This is a genomic window from Lelliottia jeotgali (genome assembly GCF_977070485.1).
The window spans coordinates 1-15,299 of record NZ_CDRVFO010000034.1; the positions used below are offsets into that span (position 1 = coordinate 1).

The window sequence follows — 15,299 nt, forward strand, 5'->3', positions numbered from 1 at the left end:
CTGCTGCGAACAGTCAGAAGCCGGCTTTAGGTCCCACCCACCCCTTCGAGTCCTACCATACAAGCCGGCTTGCCGGCAATTGGGCCGCTAAGCGGCCCCAGCGATCTTAGCCCAGACGCCCGGCAGGGGCATAAGGCGCCGGGTCAATGATCGGCTCCACCCCCGTCAGCAAATCAGTAAACAACTGACACGAAGCCGGCGCCAGCACCAACCCATTGCGGTAATGCCCACAATTCAACCACAACCCGTCATGCCCCGGCACTTGGCCGATATACGGAATGCCTTCAGGCGAACCTGGCCGCAGCCCGGCCCAGTGCGCCACCACCGTGGCATCCGCAAGCTCCGGCAACAACTCTGCCGCTGAAGCCTTGAGGCTCGCCAGTGCATCCTCGGTCGGGGTCTTGTCGTACCCCGCATGCTCCAGCGTGCTGCCCACCAAAATGTGCCCGTCACGGCGAGGGATTGCGTAGCGCCCCTTGGCTAGCACCATGCTCGGCAAGAAGTCTTCGGCGCACTTGAACAGGATCATCTGGCCTTTCACCGGTTCCACCGGCAGCTCAATGCCCAGCGTGCGCAGCAGGTCGCCGCTCCAGGCACCAGCGCTGAGCACGACTTCATCAGCCTGCAGCACGCCGTCTGCGGTCTGCACGCCAGTCACGCGCTCACCGTCCTGAACAAAGCCGGTGATCTGGCAGTGCTCGCGCAAGGTCACGTTGGGCATTGCCAGCAGCGCAGCCTTCAGTGCCTTGACCAGCCGCGGGTTGCGCACATTGGCCACGCCTGCCATGTAGATGGCGCGCTTGAAGCCTGGGCCCAGTACGGGGACCGCATCATAGGCCGCCGAGATATCCACAGGGCTGAGCGGCCGCTGCTCGCGCTCAGCCCAGGCCAGCGCCTCGGCTTCGTCGTCCAGGTCGAGCCAGTACAAGCCGGTGGTGTGGACTTGCGGATCAATACCGGTGCTGGAGAACAGGTGCTCACCCAGCTGTGGATAAAAGTCCTGCGACCAGTGCGCCAGGGCGGTGACTGCCTGGCTGTAGCGCCAAGGGTAAAGCGGCGAGACGATACCACCGCCCGCCCAGGACGACTCACGCCCGACCTCGGCCTGGTCACATACCACTACCTGGCCGACCTTCGTCGCCAGGTTGAACGCCGTCAGCAGGCCGATCACCCCGCCGCCGACCACCACTACTTGCTTGTTCATCTGTCGATCCAACACCTGAAGTAAAACCGCGATGCACGGGCATCATTCAACCTTCAGCTCCCCCAGCAGCGCTCAATGGCCCCGGTGCCCTCCGGGTTGCTCTGTACACCGGCCTGGTCGAGCTGGAAATCACCACAGCGATCGTCCGCCATCAAACCATGCGGCAGCCGCCGTGCACGCAGCGTGAAGGTATCGCTGCCGCGTTCGGCATGCAGGCTGTAATGGCGGTTGCCAGCGGGCAATACCGGTTCGCCCTCGGCGTACTGGCCGGTGCGTACACGATGGTGTTCCAGGCGCAGGGCAGCGTCATGCAGCAGGCCAACCACTTCGCTGCGTGCGGCTCGCCTGAGCTGGTCGCTGTAACTGGGGTAGGCAATGGCTGCCAGAATGCCGGTGACAGCCACGACAATCAACAACTCGATCAGGCTCAGGCCTTGCTGCATGTCAGTCTTCCCTGAGTCTCTGCCGCCAAAAAATCCGCTGCGGCGCCTGTGTTTGAGCCGCTGGCATGGCATACACCGCCTCCAGCACTTGCCTGGCCGCGAGTTGCCGGCTGACAGCGGTCACCCGGTAAAGCATGACGGGCTCATCCCTCGGCCTATGCGCGGCCCGGGTCGTTTGCCCAAGGTTCTGCAGCTGGAAGTAACCGCTTTCGCTGGCTTGCCATTGCCCCAGCAACTCATGCGCGCGCGGGGGTGGCAGGCACGCTTGGCACAACCCAGGCGGCGCGCGCTGCAGTTCGGCCTCTGCGACCAGCAGCGTGGCTTCGGCCTGATCGAATGCCTGCAAACCCTCGCGCAGGTAGCCGGCCATGCGCGTTTCCACCAGAGCATCGCGCAACGCCGAAACCGCCAGCAGACCAAGCAAAAGGCTGAGAACCAGCGCCAGCAGCAGTACCATGCCACGCTGGCGCTTCATGGCCTGGCAACCGGGTTGCGGATCGCCACACTGATGTCGTATCGCTGTTCGATGTCCAAATCAGGGTCGAACAAGATCAGTTGCACATCCACCCGCTGCCCTTCGGCGGTGTCGACAGGTTCAACGCGCATTTCACGCACGTGGTCGACCAAGGGCTGAGAGCTGTTGCGCCGCACGAACCTCAGTGTGCTGCCATGGAGTTGGTAGTGGTGACGGCTGATGGGAAATGCCAAGGGCAAGCTCGGGCTTTGAGCACGCGCCGCGTGCACCTGGGCCTCGCTGATACAATCGGTGAGCAAGGTCCAGTCCGGAGCCCCGGGGTACCCAGGCGGCTCTGCCACGATCAGGCTCAGGCTTGCCGGGCCAACCTGCAAAGGCCGCGCAAACGCATCTCGCGCAGACGGGTCCCTGAAGTCGTCAGGCTCCAGGCGCAGGCAACCGAACATGCCGGCCATACGGATATCCTGGGCCATGCGCAACAATGCCAGACGGGCGTCCGCCTGCATGCGCAAAGCAGCAGATTGAAGGCGCGAGCTCTGGTGGGCCGAGACGAAAAGCTGACTGGCTGCAGTCAGCAGCATCAGGCCGATGGCAAGCGCAAGCATCGCTTCGACCAGGCCGAAACCACCCTGCTCACGCTTCATGGCCGCGGCACCTTCAGCTTGCCAGCGGCCCTGCCCCGTTCAAGCAGCGTATGGGCGCCCAGCGCATTCTGCATATCGCGACGCGCACTGTCAGTGGCCTGCAATGCCTGCAACTGCAACGCTGCAGCAGCGAACATGCCCAGTGCCACCACCGCTACGGCCAACAGTACCTCCAGAAGCGTCATGCCCCGTTGTTTCGTGTGCATCCCTGCACCTCCTGCGATATTTCCCGCAATTGCCTTGCACCTGGCCGACTGGACCTCTTGCCCAACGACCGTGAAGCTACAGCCAAGCACTTCCAGGGAGGAATGCACGGTGAAGCAACAGGGCGTAACACTGATACAAATGATGTTCGGGCTGGCTATGGCGGCGCTGCTGACGCAGCTTGGCATGCCGGCCTACGCGAAATTGAGCGATGACCTGCACAGGGCAGCAGCAGCCCGCGACTTGGCCCAGGCGCTGCGTAGCGCACGCAGCCACGCGGCCCTGCAAGGTCAGGCGGTAGTGGTGCAGTCTTTGGATAATGATTGGGGCAAGGGGTGGCGCGTGCTGTTGGAGCATAACCAGCAGTTGCTTCGCGAGTACCGGCTGGCTCGGCCCCTGCGGGTGAAGGCCAATACCGGGAGCCAGGTAAAATTCAGCGCACTGGGTGTGCCATTGGGGAAAAACAACAGCTTTTCAGGGGGGCGGCTGGAGGTCTGTGAGCGCTCGTCTGCAACAAGCCGGCATCGTGTTGTGCTGGCGACCAGCGGTAGAGTCAGCCTGCGCACTGATGAACTGAAAAAGTCCCTGTGCGCAGGCCGCTGATCAGATCAGTGAACGAACCCGAAGCTCTTTGGGCATGGAGAACGTGATGTTCTCCGGGCGCCCATCGAGCTCTTCGGCGCCCGTGGCACCCCAGGCCTTGAGCTGGTCGATCACGCCACGCACCAGTACCTCGGGGGCCGAAGCGCCAGCAGTGATACCAATCCGCGCAGCCTGGTCGAACCAGCCGCGTTGCATGTCCTCGGCGCCATCGATCAGGTAGGCCGGGGTACCCATGCGCTCGGCCAGCTCACGCAAGCGGTTGGAGTTGGAACTGTTGGGGCTGCCCACCACCAGTACCACATCACACTCACCGGCCAGTTGCTTGACGGCGTCCTGGCGGTTCTGGGTGGCGTAGCAGATGTCGTCCTTGCGCGGGCCGCCGATGTTCGGGAAGCGCGTACGCAGGGCATCGATGACACGGCTGGTGTCGTCCATCGACAGCGTGGTCTGGGTGACGAACGCCAGGTTGTCCGGGTCGCGTACCTGCAGCCGGGCAACATCCTCCTCGTCTTCGACCAGGTAGATGGCACCGCCGTTGCTGGCGTCGTATTGCCCCATCGTGCCTTCGACCTCCGGGTGCCCTTCGTGGCCGATCAGGATGCACTCACGGCCGTCACGGCTGTACTTGGCGACCTCGATATGCACCTTGGTCACCAGCGGGCAGGTGGCGTCGAACACTTTCAGGCCGCGACCGGCGGCTTCCTGGCGCACGGCCTGGGAAACACCATGGGCGCTGAAAATGACGATGACGTCGTCCGGTACCTGGTCCAGTTCTTCGACGAAGATGGCGCCACGGCTGCGCAGGTCTTCTACCACGAACTTGTTGTGCACCACTTCATGGCGCACATAGATCGGCGGGCCGAAGACTTCCAGCGCACGGTTGACGATCTCGATCGCCCGGTCGACCCCTGCGCAGAAACCGCGAGGGTTGGCGAGTTTGATTTGCATGCTCGGCTCCAGGCTTACAGGGCCTTCACCTCGAGGATCTCCACCTCGAAGGTAAGGGTCTTGCCTGCCAGTGGGTGATTGAAGTCTATGGTCACCTGGTTGTCATCGAATGCTTTGACCACACCGGGCAATTCGGTGTTGGCGGCATCGTTGAAAATGATCAGCAGCCCTTCGGACAATTCCATGCCCTCGAACTGGGACCGTGGCATGACCTGTACGTTCTGCGGGTTAGGCTGGCCGAAAGCATTCTCCGGGGCAACCACGACCGTGCGCTTGTCACCGGCCTTGAAGCCGAACAGCGCGGCCTCGAAGCCCGGCAGCAGGTTGCCATCGCCTACCTTGAAGGTGGCTGGAGCCTTGTCGAACGTGCTGTCGACGGTATCGCCGTTTTCCAGGTGCAGCGCGAAGTGCAGGGTAACTTCGGTGTTCTGGCCGATACGGGTGTCAGTCATGGACCGGATCCTCGGACTTCTTGCTCTTGAACATATCCAGCGCCAGCATCACCGCACCAACGGTGATGGCGCTGTCGGCCACATTGAAGGCCGGGAAGTGATGAACGTTCTTCCAGTGCACCAGGATGAAATCCACCACATGGCCCAGCACGATTCGATCGTACAGGTTGCCCAGCGCTCCACCGAGCACCAGCGCCAGCGCCACGGCCAGCCAGGTCTCGTTGCGCCCCAGGCGCTTGAGCCAGACCACCAGCACGGCGCTGACCACCACGGCGATCAGGGCGAACAACCAGCGCTGCCAGCCGGAGCTGTCGGCAAGGAAGCTGAAAGCCGCGCCGGTGTTGTAGGCCAGGGTCCAGCTGAAGTAGTCAGGGATGACCACGATCTGCTGATACATGCTCAGGGCGTTGTTGAAATACAGCTTGGTGGCCTGGTCAACGACCAGGACCAGCAGGCTGAGCCAGAGCCATGCAAGGCGCCCGAAGCGCCCCGCTGCAGGGTTAGGCATAGTGGCGCACCTCACCGGAACCGCTCAGGTTGTCGACGCAACGGCTGCAGATTTCCGGGTGCTCCGGATGGCTACCGACGTCGGCGCGGAAGTGCCAGCAGCGGCCGCACTTGGCGTGGCCAGACTTGACCACTTTCAGCTTGAGGCCTTCGACTTCGGTGGCCACGGCATCGGCCGGCGCCTGGGCGAACGGCACCACGCTGGCAGCGGAGGTGATGAGTACGAAGCGCAGTTCATCGCCCAGCTTGCTCAGGTCGGCGCTAAGGCCTTCTTCGGCGAACAGGGTGACTTCGGCCTGCAGGTTGCCGCCGATGACCTTGGCGGTACGCTGGTTTTCCAGCTCCTTGTTGACTGCAGCCTTGACCGCCATCACGCGGTCCCAGTAAGCGCGATCCAGCTCGGTGCCTTCCGGCAGCTCGCTCAGGCCCTGGTACCAGCCGTTGAGCATGACCGACTCGTTGCGCTCGCCCGGCAGGTACTGCCAGATTTCATCGGCGGTGAAGGCCAGGATCGGCGCGATCCAACGCACCAGCGCTTCGCTGATGTGGTACAGCGCGGTCTGGCAGGAGCGGCGTGCAACACTGTTGGCGCCGGTGGTGTACTGGCGGTCCTTGATGATGTCGAGGTAGAAGCCGCCCAGCTCCTGCACGCAGAAGTTGTGGATCTTCGAGTAGACATTCCAGAAACGGTACTCGCTGTAGTGCTCTTCCAGCTCGCGTTGCAGCAACAGGGTACGGTCCACTGCCCAGCGGTCCAGGGCCAGCATGTCCTCTGGGGCCAGCAGGTCGCGGGCCGGGTCGAAGCCGGACAGGTTGGAGAGCAGGAAGCGGGCGGTGTTGCGGATACGACGGTAAGCGTCGGCGCTGCGCTGCAGGATCTGCTCGGAAACGGCCATCTCACCCGAATAGTCGGTGGCCGATACCCACAGGCGCAGGATGTCGGCACCCAGGGTATTGTTGACCTTTTCCGGCTCGATGGTGTTGCCCAGCGATTTGGACATCTTGCGGCCGCTTTCGTCCACGGTGAAGCCGTGGGTCAGAAGTTCGCGGTACGGCGCGTGGTTGTCGATGGCGCAACCGGTCAGCAACGAGGAATGGAACCAGCCACGGTGCTGGTCGGAGCCTTCCAGGTACAGGTCCGCACGCGGGCCGGTGGCGTGGCCGATGTCGTGCGAGCCGCGCAGTACGTGCCAGTGGGTGGTGCCGGAGTCGAACCACACGTCCAGGGTGTCGGTGATCTTGTCGTACTGGCCGGCTTCATCACCGAGCAGTTCGGCGGCGTCCAGCTTGAACCAGGCCTCGATGCCTTCCTGTTCGACGCGCTTGGCCACGGCTTCCATCAGCTCGACGGTGCTCGGGTGCAGTTCGCCGGTCTGCTTGTGCAGGAAGAACGGGATCGGCACACCCCAGTTGCGCTGACGCGAGATGCACCAGTCCGGGCGGTTGGCGATCATCGAGTGCAGGCGCGCCTGGCCCCAGGCCGGGACGAACTGGGTGTCTTCGATGGCTTTGAGCGCGCGCTCACGCAGCGGCTCGCCAGTGCTTGGCTGCTTGTCCATGCCGACGAACCACTGCGCGGTAGCGCGGTAGATCAGCGGGGTCTTGTGGCGCCAGCAGTGCATGTAGCTGTGGCTGATGGTCTCGGTGTGCATCAGCGCACCGACTTCGCTCAGCTTTTCGACGATGGCCGGGTTGGCCTTCCAGATGAACTGGCCGCCAAAGAACTCCAGCGACTCGACGTACACACCGTTGCTCTGCACCGGCGTGAGGATATCGTCGTTGACCATGCCGTAGCGCTTGCAGGTGACAAAGTCGTCTTCACCGTAGGCTGGCGCGGAGTGGACCACACCGGTACCTGCGCCCAGCTCGACGTAGTCGGCCAAGTAGACAGGCGACAGGCGGTCGTAGAAGGGGTGACGGAAATTGACCAGCTCCAGGGCCGAGCCTTGGGCGGTGGCGATGACCGAGCCTTCCAGGTTGTAGCGCTTGAGGCACGACTCGACCAGTTCTTCGGCCAGCACCAGCAGACGCTCGCCGGTATCGACCAGAGCGTACTTGAACTCCGGGTGGATGTTCAGCGCCTGGTTGGCGGGGATGGTCCACGGGGTGGTGGTCCAGATCACGATGGCAGCGGGCTTGGCCAGCGCCGGCAGGCCGAACGCGGCAGCCAGCTTGTCGGCGTCGGCGACCGGGAAGGCCACATCGATGGTCTGCGACTTCTTGTCGGCGTACTCGACCTCGGCTTCTGCGAGTGCGGAGCCGCAATCGAAGCACCAGTTCACAGGTTTGAGGCCCTTGAACACGAAGCCCTGCTTGACCATTTCGGCCAGGGCACGGATTTCACCGGCCTCGTTGGCGAAATTCATGGTCTTGTACGGGTTGTCCCAGTCACCCAGCACACCCAGGCGGATGAACTCGGTCTTCTGCCCTTCGATCTGCTCGGCAGCGTACTCGCGGCACAGCTCACGGGTGCGGTCGGCCGTCAGGTGCTTGCCATGGGTGACTTCGACCTTGTGCTCGATCGGCAGGCCGTGGCAGTCCCAACCCGGTACGTAAGGCGCGTCGAAGCCGGACAGGGTCTTGGAGCGGACGATCATGTCCTTGAGAATCTTGTTCAGCGCATGACCGATGTGAATCTTGCCGTTGGCATAGGGCGGGCCGTCGTGCAGGACGAACTTCGGACGATCCTTGCCAATTTCGCGCAGCTTCTGGTACAGGCCAATGCTGTCCCAGCGCTGCAGGATCTGCGGTTCGCGCTGAGGCAGGCCGGCCTTCATGGGGAAGGCGGTGTCCGGAAGGTTTAGCGTGGCTTTGTAGTCGGTCATTTCAGGCTCTTCGTTAGCGGTTGAGCGTGCCAATGTGCACGTGCGGCGGCGATATCCGCATCGATCGCCGACTTCAGCGCCTCCAGGGAGGCGAATCGCTGCTCTTCACGCAGCTTGTGGTGGAATTCCACCGTCAGGCGCCGGCCATACAGATCGCCGGCATAATCCAGTAGATGAATCTCGAGGTGCGGGCGGCCGTCACCGGCCACGGTGGGGCGTACCCCGATGTTGCCGACACCCGGCCAGGCCTTGCCGTCGATTTCGATGCTGGCCAGGTAGACCCCGGACAACGGTACGCGACGGCGCTTGAGCTGGATGTTGGCGGTGGGCGTGCCGAGCTGGCGGGCCAGCTTCTGCCCGTGCAATACGCGCCCGGTAATGCTGTAGGGGCGGCCCAGCAAATGCTCGGCGAGCTCGAAGTTGCCTTCGGACAACGCCTGGCGTACCTCGGTGCTGCTGACCCGCAAGCCGTCCTGGATCACCGTGTTGGCGGCCTCGACGGTGAAACCGTACTGCTTGCCGGCTTCGATCAGGAAGGTGAAATCGCCAGCGCGGTCGCAGCCAAAGCGGAAGTCGTCGCCCACTTCAAGGTGGCGCACTCCCAGGCCGTCGACCAGGATCGCCTCGACGAATTCATCGGCGCTGAGGTTGCTCAGGCGCTGGTTGAACGCCAGGCACAAGACCCTGTCGATTCCTTCGCCCGCCAGCAGCTCGACCTTGTCGCGCAGGCGCGCCAGGCGGGCCGGCGCGGTGTCCGGAGCGAAGTACTCGCGCGGCTGCGGCTCGAAGATCACCACGCACGTAGGCAGACCAAGCGCCTGGCCGCGCTCGCGCAGACGCGCCAGGATTGCCTGGTGGCCGCGGTGAACCCCGTCGAAGTTGCCAATGGTGGCGACACAGCCCCGGTGCTCGGGGCGCAGGTTGTGAAGACCTCGAACCAGCTGCATAACGCGCTTCTTGCTCATAAAGTGGCCGATTATAACCACACCCGGGCGCTGGTGACAGGCAGCAGCGCCCGGGTGCGGCATGGAAAACGAAAAACCGACGCCTGACCCGCCTTCCAGCTCAGTGCAGGGCCTTGCGGGCGAAATGCCGGGGCCTGAAGCCGCACAGGTAAAGGCAACCGAAATAGGTCACGATACCGGCCGCGATCAACGCCCCGAGGCGCACGAAACGCTCGAACATGTTGCCTTGCTCCCACGCCGGCAGGTAGTGCATGCCCACCAGCAGTACGGCCACCATCAGCGCTACTGCCAGCACCAGCTTGAGCAGGAACAGCGTCCAGCCCGGCTGCGGCTGGAACAGTTGCTGGCTGCGCAGCTTCCAGAACAGCAGGCCCGCATTCAGGCAGGCACCCAGGCTGATCGCCAAGGCCAGGCCGGCGTGCTGCAGTGGGCCGACAAGGGCCAGGTTGAACAGCTGAGTGCAGATGAGGGTGAAGATCGCGATCCGCACGGGCGTACGAATATTCTGCTGCGCATAGAAGCCCGGTGCCAGTACCTTGACCAGAATGATCGCCAACAGGCCTACCGAATAGGCGATCAGTGCCTGCTGGGTCATCGCCGCATCGAAGGCGCTGAACTTGCCGTACTGGAACAATGCAACGGTCAGCGGCTCGGCGAGTATCGCCAGGGCCAGTGTGCAGGGCAGCACCAGCAGGAAACACAGGCGCAGGCCCCAGTCGAGGATCCGCGAATACTCCTCACGGTCCTTATTGGCGTAGGTCTTGGCCAGCGTCGGCAGCAGGATGGTACCCAGGGCAACGCCAAGCACGCCCGAGGGCAACTCCATCAGACGGTCGGCGTAGTACATCCAGGACACCGAGCCGGCCACCAGGAAGGAGGCGAAGATGGTGTTGATGATCAGCGAAATCTGACTGACCGAAACGCCGAGAATGGCCGGCAGCATCTGTTTGAGCACGCGCCATACGCCGGTGTCACGCAGATTCAGGCGCGGTAGCACAAGCATGCCGATTTTCTTCAGTGCCGGCAGCTGGTACAGCAACTGCGCCAGGCCACCGGCCAGCACGCCCCAGGCCAGCGCCATGATGGGCGGGTCGAAATACGGTGTGAGCAGCAGGGCGAAGATGATCATCGCCACGTTGAGCAGGGTCGGAGTGAAGGCCGGGACCGAGAAACGGTTCCAGGTATTGAGGATCGCGCCGGCCAGGGATGACAGTGAGATCAGCAATATATAAGGAAAGGTCACCCGCAGCAGGTCGGTGGTCAGCTGGTATTTCTCGGCATCGTCCGCAAAACCGGGCGCCGTGGCCCAGACCACCCAGGGTGCCGCAAGCACGCCAATCACCGTGACCAGGGCCAGGACCAGCGTCAGCAGGCCGCTGACATAGGCGATGAAAGTGCGCGTCGCCTCCTCGCCCTGCTGGGTCTTGTATTCGGCAAGGATCGGCACGAACGCCTGAGAAAAGGCCCCCTCGGCAAAAATCCGCCGCAGCAGGTTGGGCAGCTTGAAGGCGATGAAAAAGGCGTCGGTAGCGATGCCGGCGCCGAAAACACGGGCCAGGATGGTGTCACGCACGAACCCCAGCACCCGGGAAATCATGGTGATGGAGCTGACTGCAGCCAGGGATTTGAGCAGGTTCATCGAAAAGATTCACGCCAAGGGCAGAGGACGCTGCCAGACAGCGTCCGAATGTGCGATACTCCCGCGCCTTCGCAGGGGAGCCAAAAATTCCCGAGTTTACAGGTCGTGCAGCAGAAAGGAATATTTCCCTCCTGTTGGTACACCGCTCGGCGGAACCCTGCAGGTGGCCTTGACATCCGGTCAACTGATCGGCATGATTCGCGGCCTATTTTGTTTGCTATTTACCTAAAGTCTTTCGAGGAGCTCGACGGTGGCCAACACACCTTCCGCCAAGAAACGTGCAAAACAGGCTGAGAAGCGTCGCAGCCACAACGCCAGCCTGCGTTCCATGGTCCGCACCTACATCAAGAATGTAGTCAAAGCCATCGACGCAAAAGACGCCGAAAAAGCGCAAGCCGCTTACGTTCTGGCTGTACCTGTAATCGACCGTATGGCCGACAAGGGTATCATCCACAAGAACAAAGCTGCTCGCCACAAAGGCCGTCTGAATGGCCACATCAAGGCGCTGAAAGAAGCTGCAGCTGCCTAAGCGACGCTTGTCGAAAAACCGACCCTAGGGTCGGTTTTTTATTGCCTGCGATTTGATGATGCTTCTGTTGCCAGTTACGGCCTCATCGCCGGCAAGCCGGGCCCCACAGAAGCGATAGGGCCGCATAGCGGCCCCTGTATTACTTGGCGATCTGGATCTTCGGTGCCCACTGCAGCCAGGCGTCCTCAGGCTTGTCGAACAAGGCAAAGGTCTGCTGCGGCCGCGCCGGGTTACCCATCTGCTCGCCATCAGGCGTAGCGAATGCAATACCACCGTCGATGAGGGTCTCCAGCGACTCGGTGCGCACAGTGGCGCCTTTGAACAGGCCCCAGTCGAAACCGAAGCCGCTGCTGTTCCAGAACCGGCTGCCACCGCGCACCAGCGCGGCATAGCGTGGCTCGATCAGGATGTGAATCAGCACGCGGTCTGCCGTCTGGCCCAACTCGAAGCCCGTTACCTTACCCACCGCGACCTCACGGTAGGTCACCGGCACGCCCGGCTTGATCGAACCCCTGCGCGGGGCGCTGAGGGTCAATGGCAGGCCGACTTCCACTCCGGTGACCTCAGGTGCGTCAGCCAAGGCTATGAAATCACGCTGCGGGCCTTTGTCCTTAACCGCCGGCTGCACCTCCAGGTACTGCCCGCCAATCAGGGTATCGAGGTTTTCGGTACGCACCAGGCCAAGGGCCGGTTTGACCACCCAGAACTGCGTCCCTGCACGGGCGATTCGGTCTGCCGCTTCGGTGATACGTGCGCGCAGCAACACAGCCTGCAGGTCTTTGGTCAGGTCGACACTCTCGATACTGCCAACATCCAGGCCACGGAAACGGATGGGCGTTCCCGGCTTGAGGCCATCAGCACGGTCTACACGGATGGTAATCAGGGTGCCGGCACGGTTTACCGCCTCCTGGCTGTCATGCAGTCGGAACCTTGGAATATGGCGCTTGAGGGCTACGTTCGGCGTTGGCGTGTCGAAGGCGATACCACCGGCCATCAGGGTCTGCAGCGACTCACTCTTTATCTTGATGCCCGACAGGCCACCGGTGAGGGTAATGCCGCTGACGTTCCAGAAGCGCGAAGAGCCATTGACCAGGTTCTCGTACTCCTTTTCGATATGCACACCGATCAGGATACGATTGCTGTTGCGGGCAAATTGGTAGCTCTGCACGCTACCAACCTTGACCTGGCGATACATCACCGGGCTACCGACCTCCAACGAGCCCAGCGTGTCGGCGAACAGCACCATGTGCAGGCCAGGCGCCTTGAGGTCCAGCGGCGGTGCCTTGGCCCTTGCTTCGAACTCGCGCTGCGGCGTGGCCCCCTTCTCGCCCGGGCGGATGGCAATGTAGTTACCCTTCACCAAGGCCTCCAGGCCTGTGATACCCGCCAGTGAAATGGAAGGTTTGACCACCCAGAACTGCGTGCCATCGACCAGATAGTCTTCGGTCAGGGGGTCCAGGGTCAGCTCAGCCATCGCGCTGCCGAGGTTGTTTTCCATCTTCAGGGCTTTGAGCGAACCGACTTGAATGCCTTTGTACATGACCGGGGTGCGCCCTGCCTGCAGGCCCTCATAGTCGCTCAGCTTGACCTTCACACGGATACCTGCCTGGGCGGCATCGAAGTCTTCGTACAAGCGAAATGGCAGGCTCGGGTCGGTGGGCGGGCTGTCCTTGCGGTATTCAGGTGTGGCAAAGGCTATGCCACCGGCAACGATGCTGGAGAGAGATTCGCTGCGCACTTTTACCCCGGACAGCCCGGCATCGATGCTGATGCCGCTGGCATTCCAGAAGCGCGTGTGTTTGCGCACCAGGCTGGCATAAGCCGGCTCGATGAACACTTTGACCTCAACCGTGCTCTGGTCCTCGGAAAGGCGATAGCTCTTTACCCGGCCAACCTGGATCTGCTTGTAGAACACAGGGCTATCGCGGTTGAGCGAGCCCAAGCGATCGGCTTTGAGCGTAAGGTGCAAGCCCGGTTCGCTGTCCGAAAGCGGTGGCGCCACCTTCAATGCCTTGAAGCGCTTGGTTCGCTCACCTTCGCCAGGGCTGACGGCAATGTAGTTACCTGACACCAATGTCTCGAGACCCGAGATACCCGCCAGCGTGACACTTGGCTTGACCAGCCAGAATCGTGTGCCCTTGGTCAGGTGAGGCTCTGCGTCTTTGTTCATCTCGATGGTAGCAATGACACCTTGGTTTTCGCCCTCGGCATCGAGCACCAGGCTTTTTACCTTGCCCACGGGCATGCCTTTGTAGATGACTTCGGTTTTGTTGGCGACGATACCCTCACCGCTCTCGAAGCGAACCTCGATTTCCACCCCCGCATCACGATAGGCCTGCCAGGCCAGCCACCCTCCAATCATCAAAGCGATCAGCGGCAGAATCCAGATGGCCGACCAGTTGGAGGCGGGCCGGGTTTTAGCCGTTGGCATGTCACTCATGGTCGTCATCCGACTCCGTGTTATCCCAAATCAGTCGGGGATCGAAAGTTAAAGCAGCGAGCATCGTGAGAATCACCACAGTAGCGAAGGCGACAGCGCCCAGGTTGGCTTCGACACTGGCGATACGGCCGAAATTCACCACCGCCACCAAGATGGCGATGACGAAGATGTCCAGCATGGACCAGCGTCCTATGAACTCGATGAACCGATACATCAAAATGCGTTGCCGCGCTGACAAGGGTTGGCGGCGCTGCACCGAATACAACAACAAACCGATGCCCACCAGCTTGAAGGTGGGCACCAGAATACTGGCAATGAACACCACTGCAGCAATGGGCACCATGCCATGCTTGAGCAGGGTAATGACGCCGGACATGATCGTGTCCGGACTGCCCTGCCCCAATGTACTGACCGTCATGATCGGCAGCACGTTGGCAGGTATGTAGAGGATCGAGGCAGCGATGAGCAGCGCCCAGGTGCGGATGATACTGTTGGGCCGACGCGCATGCACCACCGCGCCACAGCGCGTGCAGGTCTGCGACTTGCTCTCGGAATCCTGTCGATTCAGTTCATGACACTCATTGCAGACCACAATGCCCGCATCAATCGCCCGCATGCAGATCCTCCCCAGACAGCGCACTCCAGATCTGGTGTGGAGACATCACCACTTCAAGCCAAACCTGAATCAGCAACAGGCTTATGAAGCAAAACAACCCTAGCCCTACAGTCAGCTCGGCAAGGTCGACCAGTTTCACGATTGCGACCAGTACGCCCATGAAGTAGACCTCGAGCATGCCCCAGTCACGCAAATGGTGATAAATGCGATAGAACAGCAGCCCATAGCTACGCCCAACGTTCAGTCGGATGCTCAATAGCACCATGAGCTGGCACATCAGCTTGAGAAACGGAACCGCCATGCTGCACAGGAACACCACGACAGCGACGCCGCGCATTTCGGAGTTGTACAAGCCCAGCACGCCACTCCACACCGTATCGTCTGAAGTCTGGCCAAGCAGGTGCAGCTGCATGATCGGCAGGAAGTTGGCAGGCACGAAGAGCAGCAGCGCGGTCAGCACCAGTGCCAGGCTGCGATTGACCACATTGTGCCGGTGAGCGTATAGCTCATAACCACAGCGGGGGCACTGGGCCTTTTCATCGTTTTGCAGTTGGGGTTTGCGCATCAGCAGGTCGCATTCATGGCACGCGACCAGCTCGTCCAGCGGCAACTGCTCTAGCGCTTGGATTTCGACTGGGTTGGGCATCTCGAGGTTCTGAATAGGTACGTCGGCTCTATTCTAGTGATACAGCTCGAAATGTGGGAGCCGACTTTCGGGAAACGGAGCTGGAAAGACAAAACCCCTACCTGCTCGCGCAGATAGGGGTTTTGCGAAATGAATCTTGACGATGACCTACTCTCACAT

General features: G+C 61.7%; 16 protein-coding genes. 2 read left to right on the plus strand and 14 right to left on the minus strand.

What is annotated here, in order from left to right; translation table 11 throughout:
* Positions 1 to 106 precede the first annotated feature (106 nt).
* From thiO to ACW4TB_RS27265, 5 genes are read right to left on the minus strand one after another with little or no spacing between them, the layout of a single operon-like run.
* Positions 107 to 1,204 carry a glycine oxidase ThiO gene (gene thiO, locus ACW4TB_RS27245; protein ID WP_254466582.1) on the minus strand — a complete coding sequence of 366 codons (1,098 nt, stop codon included), beginning with the start codon at positions 1,202 to 1,204 and terminating at the stop codon, positions 107 to 109.
* 53 nt (positions 1,205 to 1,257) lie between these two features.
* The gene (locus ACW4TB_RS27250; protein ID WP_012316352.1) at positions 1,258 to 1,647 is read right to left on the minus strand and encodes a type IV pilin protein; all 390 of its coding nucleotides are present in this window, start codon (positions 1,645 to 1,647) and stop codon (positions 1,258 to 1,260) included.
* A gap of 1 nt (position 1,648) precedes the next feature.
* A complete protein-coding gene (locus ACW4TB_RS27255) occupies positions 1,649 to 2,122 on the minus strand; it encodes a hypothetical protein (RefSeq protein ID WP_279933655.1) in 474 nt (157 codons plus the stop codon).
* Complete coding sequence (locus tag ACW4TB_RS27260; protein ID WP_279933654.1) at positions 2,119 to 2,766, minus strand: PilW family protein; 648 nt, start codon at positions 2,764 to 2,766, stop codon at positions 2,119 to 2,121. The genes ACW4TB_RS27255 and ACW4TB_RS27260 overlap by 4 nt, the downstream gene beginning before the upstream one ends.
* Complete coding sequence (locus ACW4TB_RS27265; protein ID WP_279933653.1) at positions 2,763 to 2,972, minus strand: prepilin-type N-terminal cleavage/methylation domain-containing protein; 210 nt, start codon at positions 2,970 to 2,972, stop codon at positions 2,763 to 2,765. Before ACW4TB_RS27265 ends, ACW4TB_RS27260 begins: the two co-directional genes overlap by 4 nt.
* A gap of 34 nt (positions 2,973 to 3,006) precedes the next feature.
* Here ACW4TB_RS27265 and ACW4TB_RS27270 point away from each other — a divergent pair, with 34 nt between their 5' ends.
* A complete protein-coding gene (locus ACW4TB_RS27270) occupies positions 3,007 to 3,573 on the plus strand; it encodes a GspH/FimT family pseudopilin (RefSeq protein ID WP_455843124.1) in 567 nt (188 codons plus the stop codon).
* On the opposite strand, the gene ispH is transcribed toward ACW4TB_RS27270, so the two are convergent.
* The 6 genes from ispH to murJ all read right to left on the minus strand — a co-directional run bounded on the left by ispH (position 3,574) and on the right by murJ (position 10,909).
* Complete coding sequence (ispH, locus tag ACW4TB_RS27275; RefSeq protein WP_012316357.1) at positions 3,574 to 4,521, minus strand: 4-hydroxy-3-methylbut-2-enyl diphosphate reductase; 948 nt, start codon at positions 4,519 to 4,521, stop codon at positions 3,574 to 3,576.
* A 14-nt stretch (positions 4,522 to 4,535) separates the two neighbouring features.
* Complete coding sequence (fkpB, locus tag ACW4TB_RS27280) at positions 4,536 to 4,973, minus strand: FKBP-type peptidyl-prolyl cis-trans isomerase (protein ID WP_012316358.1); 438 nt, start codon at positions 4,971 to 4,973, stop codon at positions 4,536 to 4,538.
* Positions 4,966 to 5,481 carry a signal peptidase II gene (lspA, locus tag ACW4TB_RS27285; RefSeq protein WP_012316359.1) on the minus strand — a complete coding sequence of 172 codons (516 nt, stop codon included), beginning with the start codon at positions 5,479 to 5,481 and terminating at the stop codon, positions 4,966 to 4,968. The genes fkpB and lspA overlap by 8 nt, the downstream gene beginning before the upstream one ends.
* A complete protein-coding gene (gene ileS / locus ACW4TB_RS27290) occupies positions 5,474 to 8,305 on the minus strand; it encodes an isoleucine--tRNA ligase (protein ID WP_279933652.1) in 2,832 nt (943 codons plus the stop codon). The genes lspA and ileS overlap by 8 nt, the downstream gene beginning before the upstream one ends.
* Positions 8,302 to 9,252 (minus strand): bifunctional riboflavin kinase/FAD synthetase, encoded by a 951-nt coding sequence (gene ribF, locus ACW4TB_RS27295; protein ID WP_012316361.1) that lies wholly within the window; start codon positions 9,250 to 9,252, stop codon positions 8,302 to 8,304. The genes ileS and ribF overlap by 4 nt, the downstream gene beginning before the upstream one ends.
* A gap of 118 nt (positions 9,253 to 9,370) precedes the next feature.
* Positions 9,371 to 10,909 carry a murein biosynthesis integral membrane protein MurJ gene (gene murJ / locus ACW4TB_RS27300; RefSeq protein WP_254466591.1) on the minus strand — a complete coding sequence of 513 codons (1,539 nt, stop codon included), beginning with the start codon at positions 10,907 to 10,909 and terminating at the stop codon, positions 9,371 to 9,373.
* A 250-nt stretch (positions 10,910 to 11,159) separates the two neighbouring features.
* Between murJ and rpsT the strand changes: the two genes are divergently transcribed.
* Complete coding sequence (rpsT, locus tag ACW4TB_RS27305) at positions 11,160 to 11,438, plus strand: 30S ribosomal protein S20 (RefSeq protein WP_003247625.1); 279 nt, start codon at positions 11,160 to 11,162, stop codon at positions 11,436 to 11,438.
* Between the two features lie 139 nt (positions 11,439 to 11,577).
* Here rpsT and ACW4TB_RS27310 read toward each other — a convergent pair whose 3' ends face one another.
* From ACW4TB_RS27310 to ACW4TB_RS27320, 3 genes are read right to left on the minus strand one after another with little or no spacing between them, the layout of a single operon-like run.
* Entirely contained in the window at positions 11,578 to 13,878 is a 2,301-nt protein-coding gene (locus ACW4TB_RS27310) for a PqiB family protein (protein ID WP_012316363.1), read from the minus strand.
* The gene (locus tag ACW4TB_RS27315) at positions 13,871 to 14,494 is read right to left on the minus strand and encodes a paraquat-inducible protein A (protein ID WP_279933651.1); all 624 of its coding nucleotides are present in this window, start codon (positions 14,492 to 14,494) and stop codon (positions 13,871 to 13,873) included. The genes ACW4TB_RS27310 and ACW4TB_RS27315 overlap by 8 nt, the downstream gene beginning before the upstream one ends.
* The gene (locus ACW4TB_RS27320; RefSeq protein ID WP_279933650.1) at positions 14,481 to 15,140 is read right to left on the minus strand and encodes a paraquat-inducible protein A; all 660 of its coding nucleotides are present in this window, start codon (positions 15,138 to 15,140) and stop codon (positions 14,481 to 14,483) included. Before ACW4TB_RS27320 ends, ACW4TB_RS27315 begins: the two co-directional genes overlap by 14 nt.
* Positions 15,141 to 15,299 lie beyond the last annotated feature (159 nt).

What these genes read in the sequence shown, in the direction of transcription:
- ribF (WP_012316361.1), bottom strand. Translation starts at nt 9,252, where the DNA reads ATGCAGCTGGTTCGAGGTCTTCACAACCTGCGCCCCGAGCACCGGGGC.
- ACW4TB_RS27320 (WP_279933650.1), bottom strand. Translation starts at nt 15,140, where the DNA reads ATGCCCAACCCAGTCGAAATCCAAGCGCTAGAGCAGTTGCCGCTGGAC.
- ACW4TB_RS27260 (WP_279933654.1), bottom strand. Translation starts at nt 2,766, where the DNA reads ATGAAGCGTGAGCAGGGTGGTTTCGGCCTGGTCGAAGCGATGCTTGCG.
- fkpB (WP_012316358.1), bottom strand. Translation starts at nt 4,973, where the DNA reads ATGACTGACACCCGTATCGGCCAGAACACCGAAGTTACCCTGCACTTC.
- ACW4TB_RS27255 (WP_279933655.1), bottom strand. Translation starts at nt 2,122, where the DNA reads ATGAAGCGCCAGCGTGGCATGGTACTGCTGCTGGCGCTGGTTCTCAGC.
- thiO (WP_254466582.1), bottom strand. Translation starts at nt 1,204, where the DNA reads ATGAACAAGCAAGTAGTGGTGGTCGGCGGCGGGGTGATCGGCCTGCTG.
- ACW4TB_RS27310 (WP_012316363.1), bottom strand. Translation starts at nt 13,878, where the DNA reads ATGAGTGACATGCCAACGGCTAAAACCCGGCCCGCCTCCAACTGGTCG.
- ileS (WP_279933652.1), bottom strand. Translation starts at nt 8,305, where the DNA reads ATGACCGACTACAAAGCCACGCTAAACCTTCCGGACACCGCCTTCCCC.
- ACW4TB_RS27250 (WP_012316352.1), bottom strand. Translation starts at nt 1,647, where the DNA reads ATGCAGCAAGGCCTGAGCCTGATCGAGTTGTTGATTGTCGTGGCTGTC.
- murJ (WP_254466591.1), bottom strand. Translation starts at nt 10,909, where the DNA reads ATGAACCTGCTCAAATCCCTGGCTGCAGTCAGCTCCATCACCATGATT.
- ispH (WP_012316357.1), bottom strand. Translation starts at nt 4,521, where the DNA reads ATGCAAATCAAACTCGCCAACCCTCGCGGTTTCTGCGCAGGGGTCGAC.
- ACW4TB_RS27265 (WP_279933653.1), bottom strand. Translation starts at nt 2,972, where the DNA reads ATGCACACGAAACAACGGGGCATGACGCTTCTGGAGGTACTGTTGGCC.
- ACW4TB_RS27315 (WP_279933651.1), bottom strand. Translation starts at nt 14,494, where the DNA reads ATGCGGGCGATTGATGCGGGCATTGTGGTCTGCAATGAGTGTCATGAA.
- lspA (WP_012316359.1), bottom strand. Translation starts at nt 5,481, where the DNA reads ATGCCTAACCCTGCAGCGGGGCGCTTCGGGCGCCTTGCATGGCTCTGG.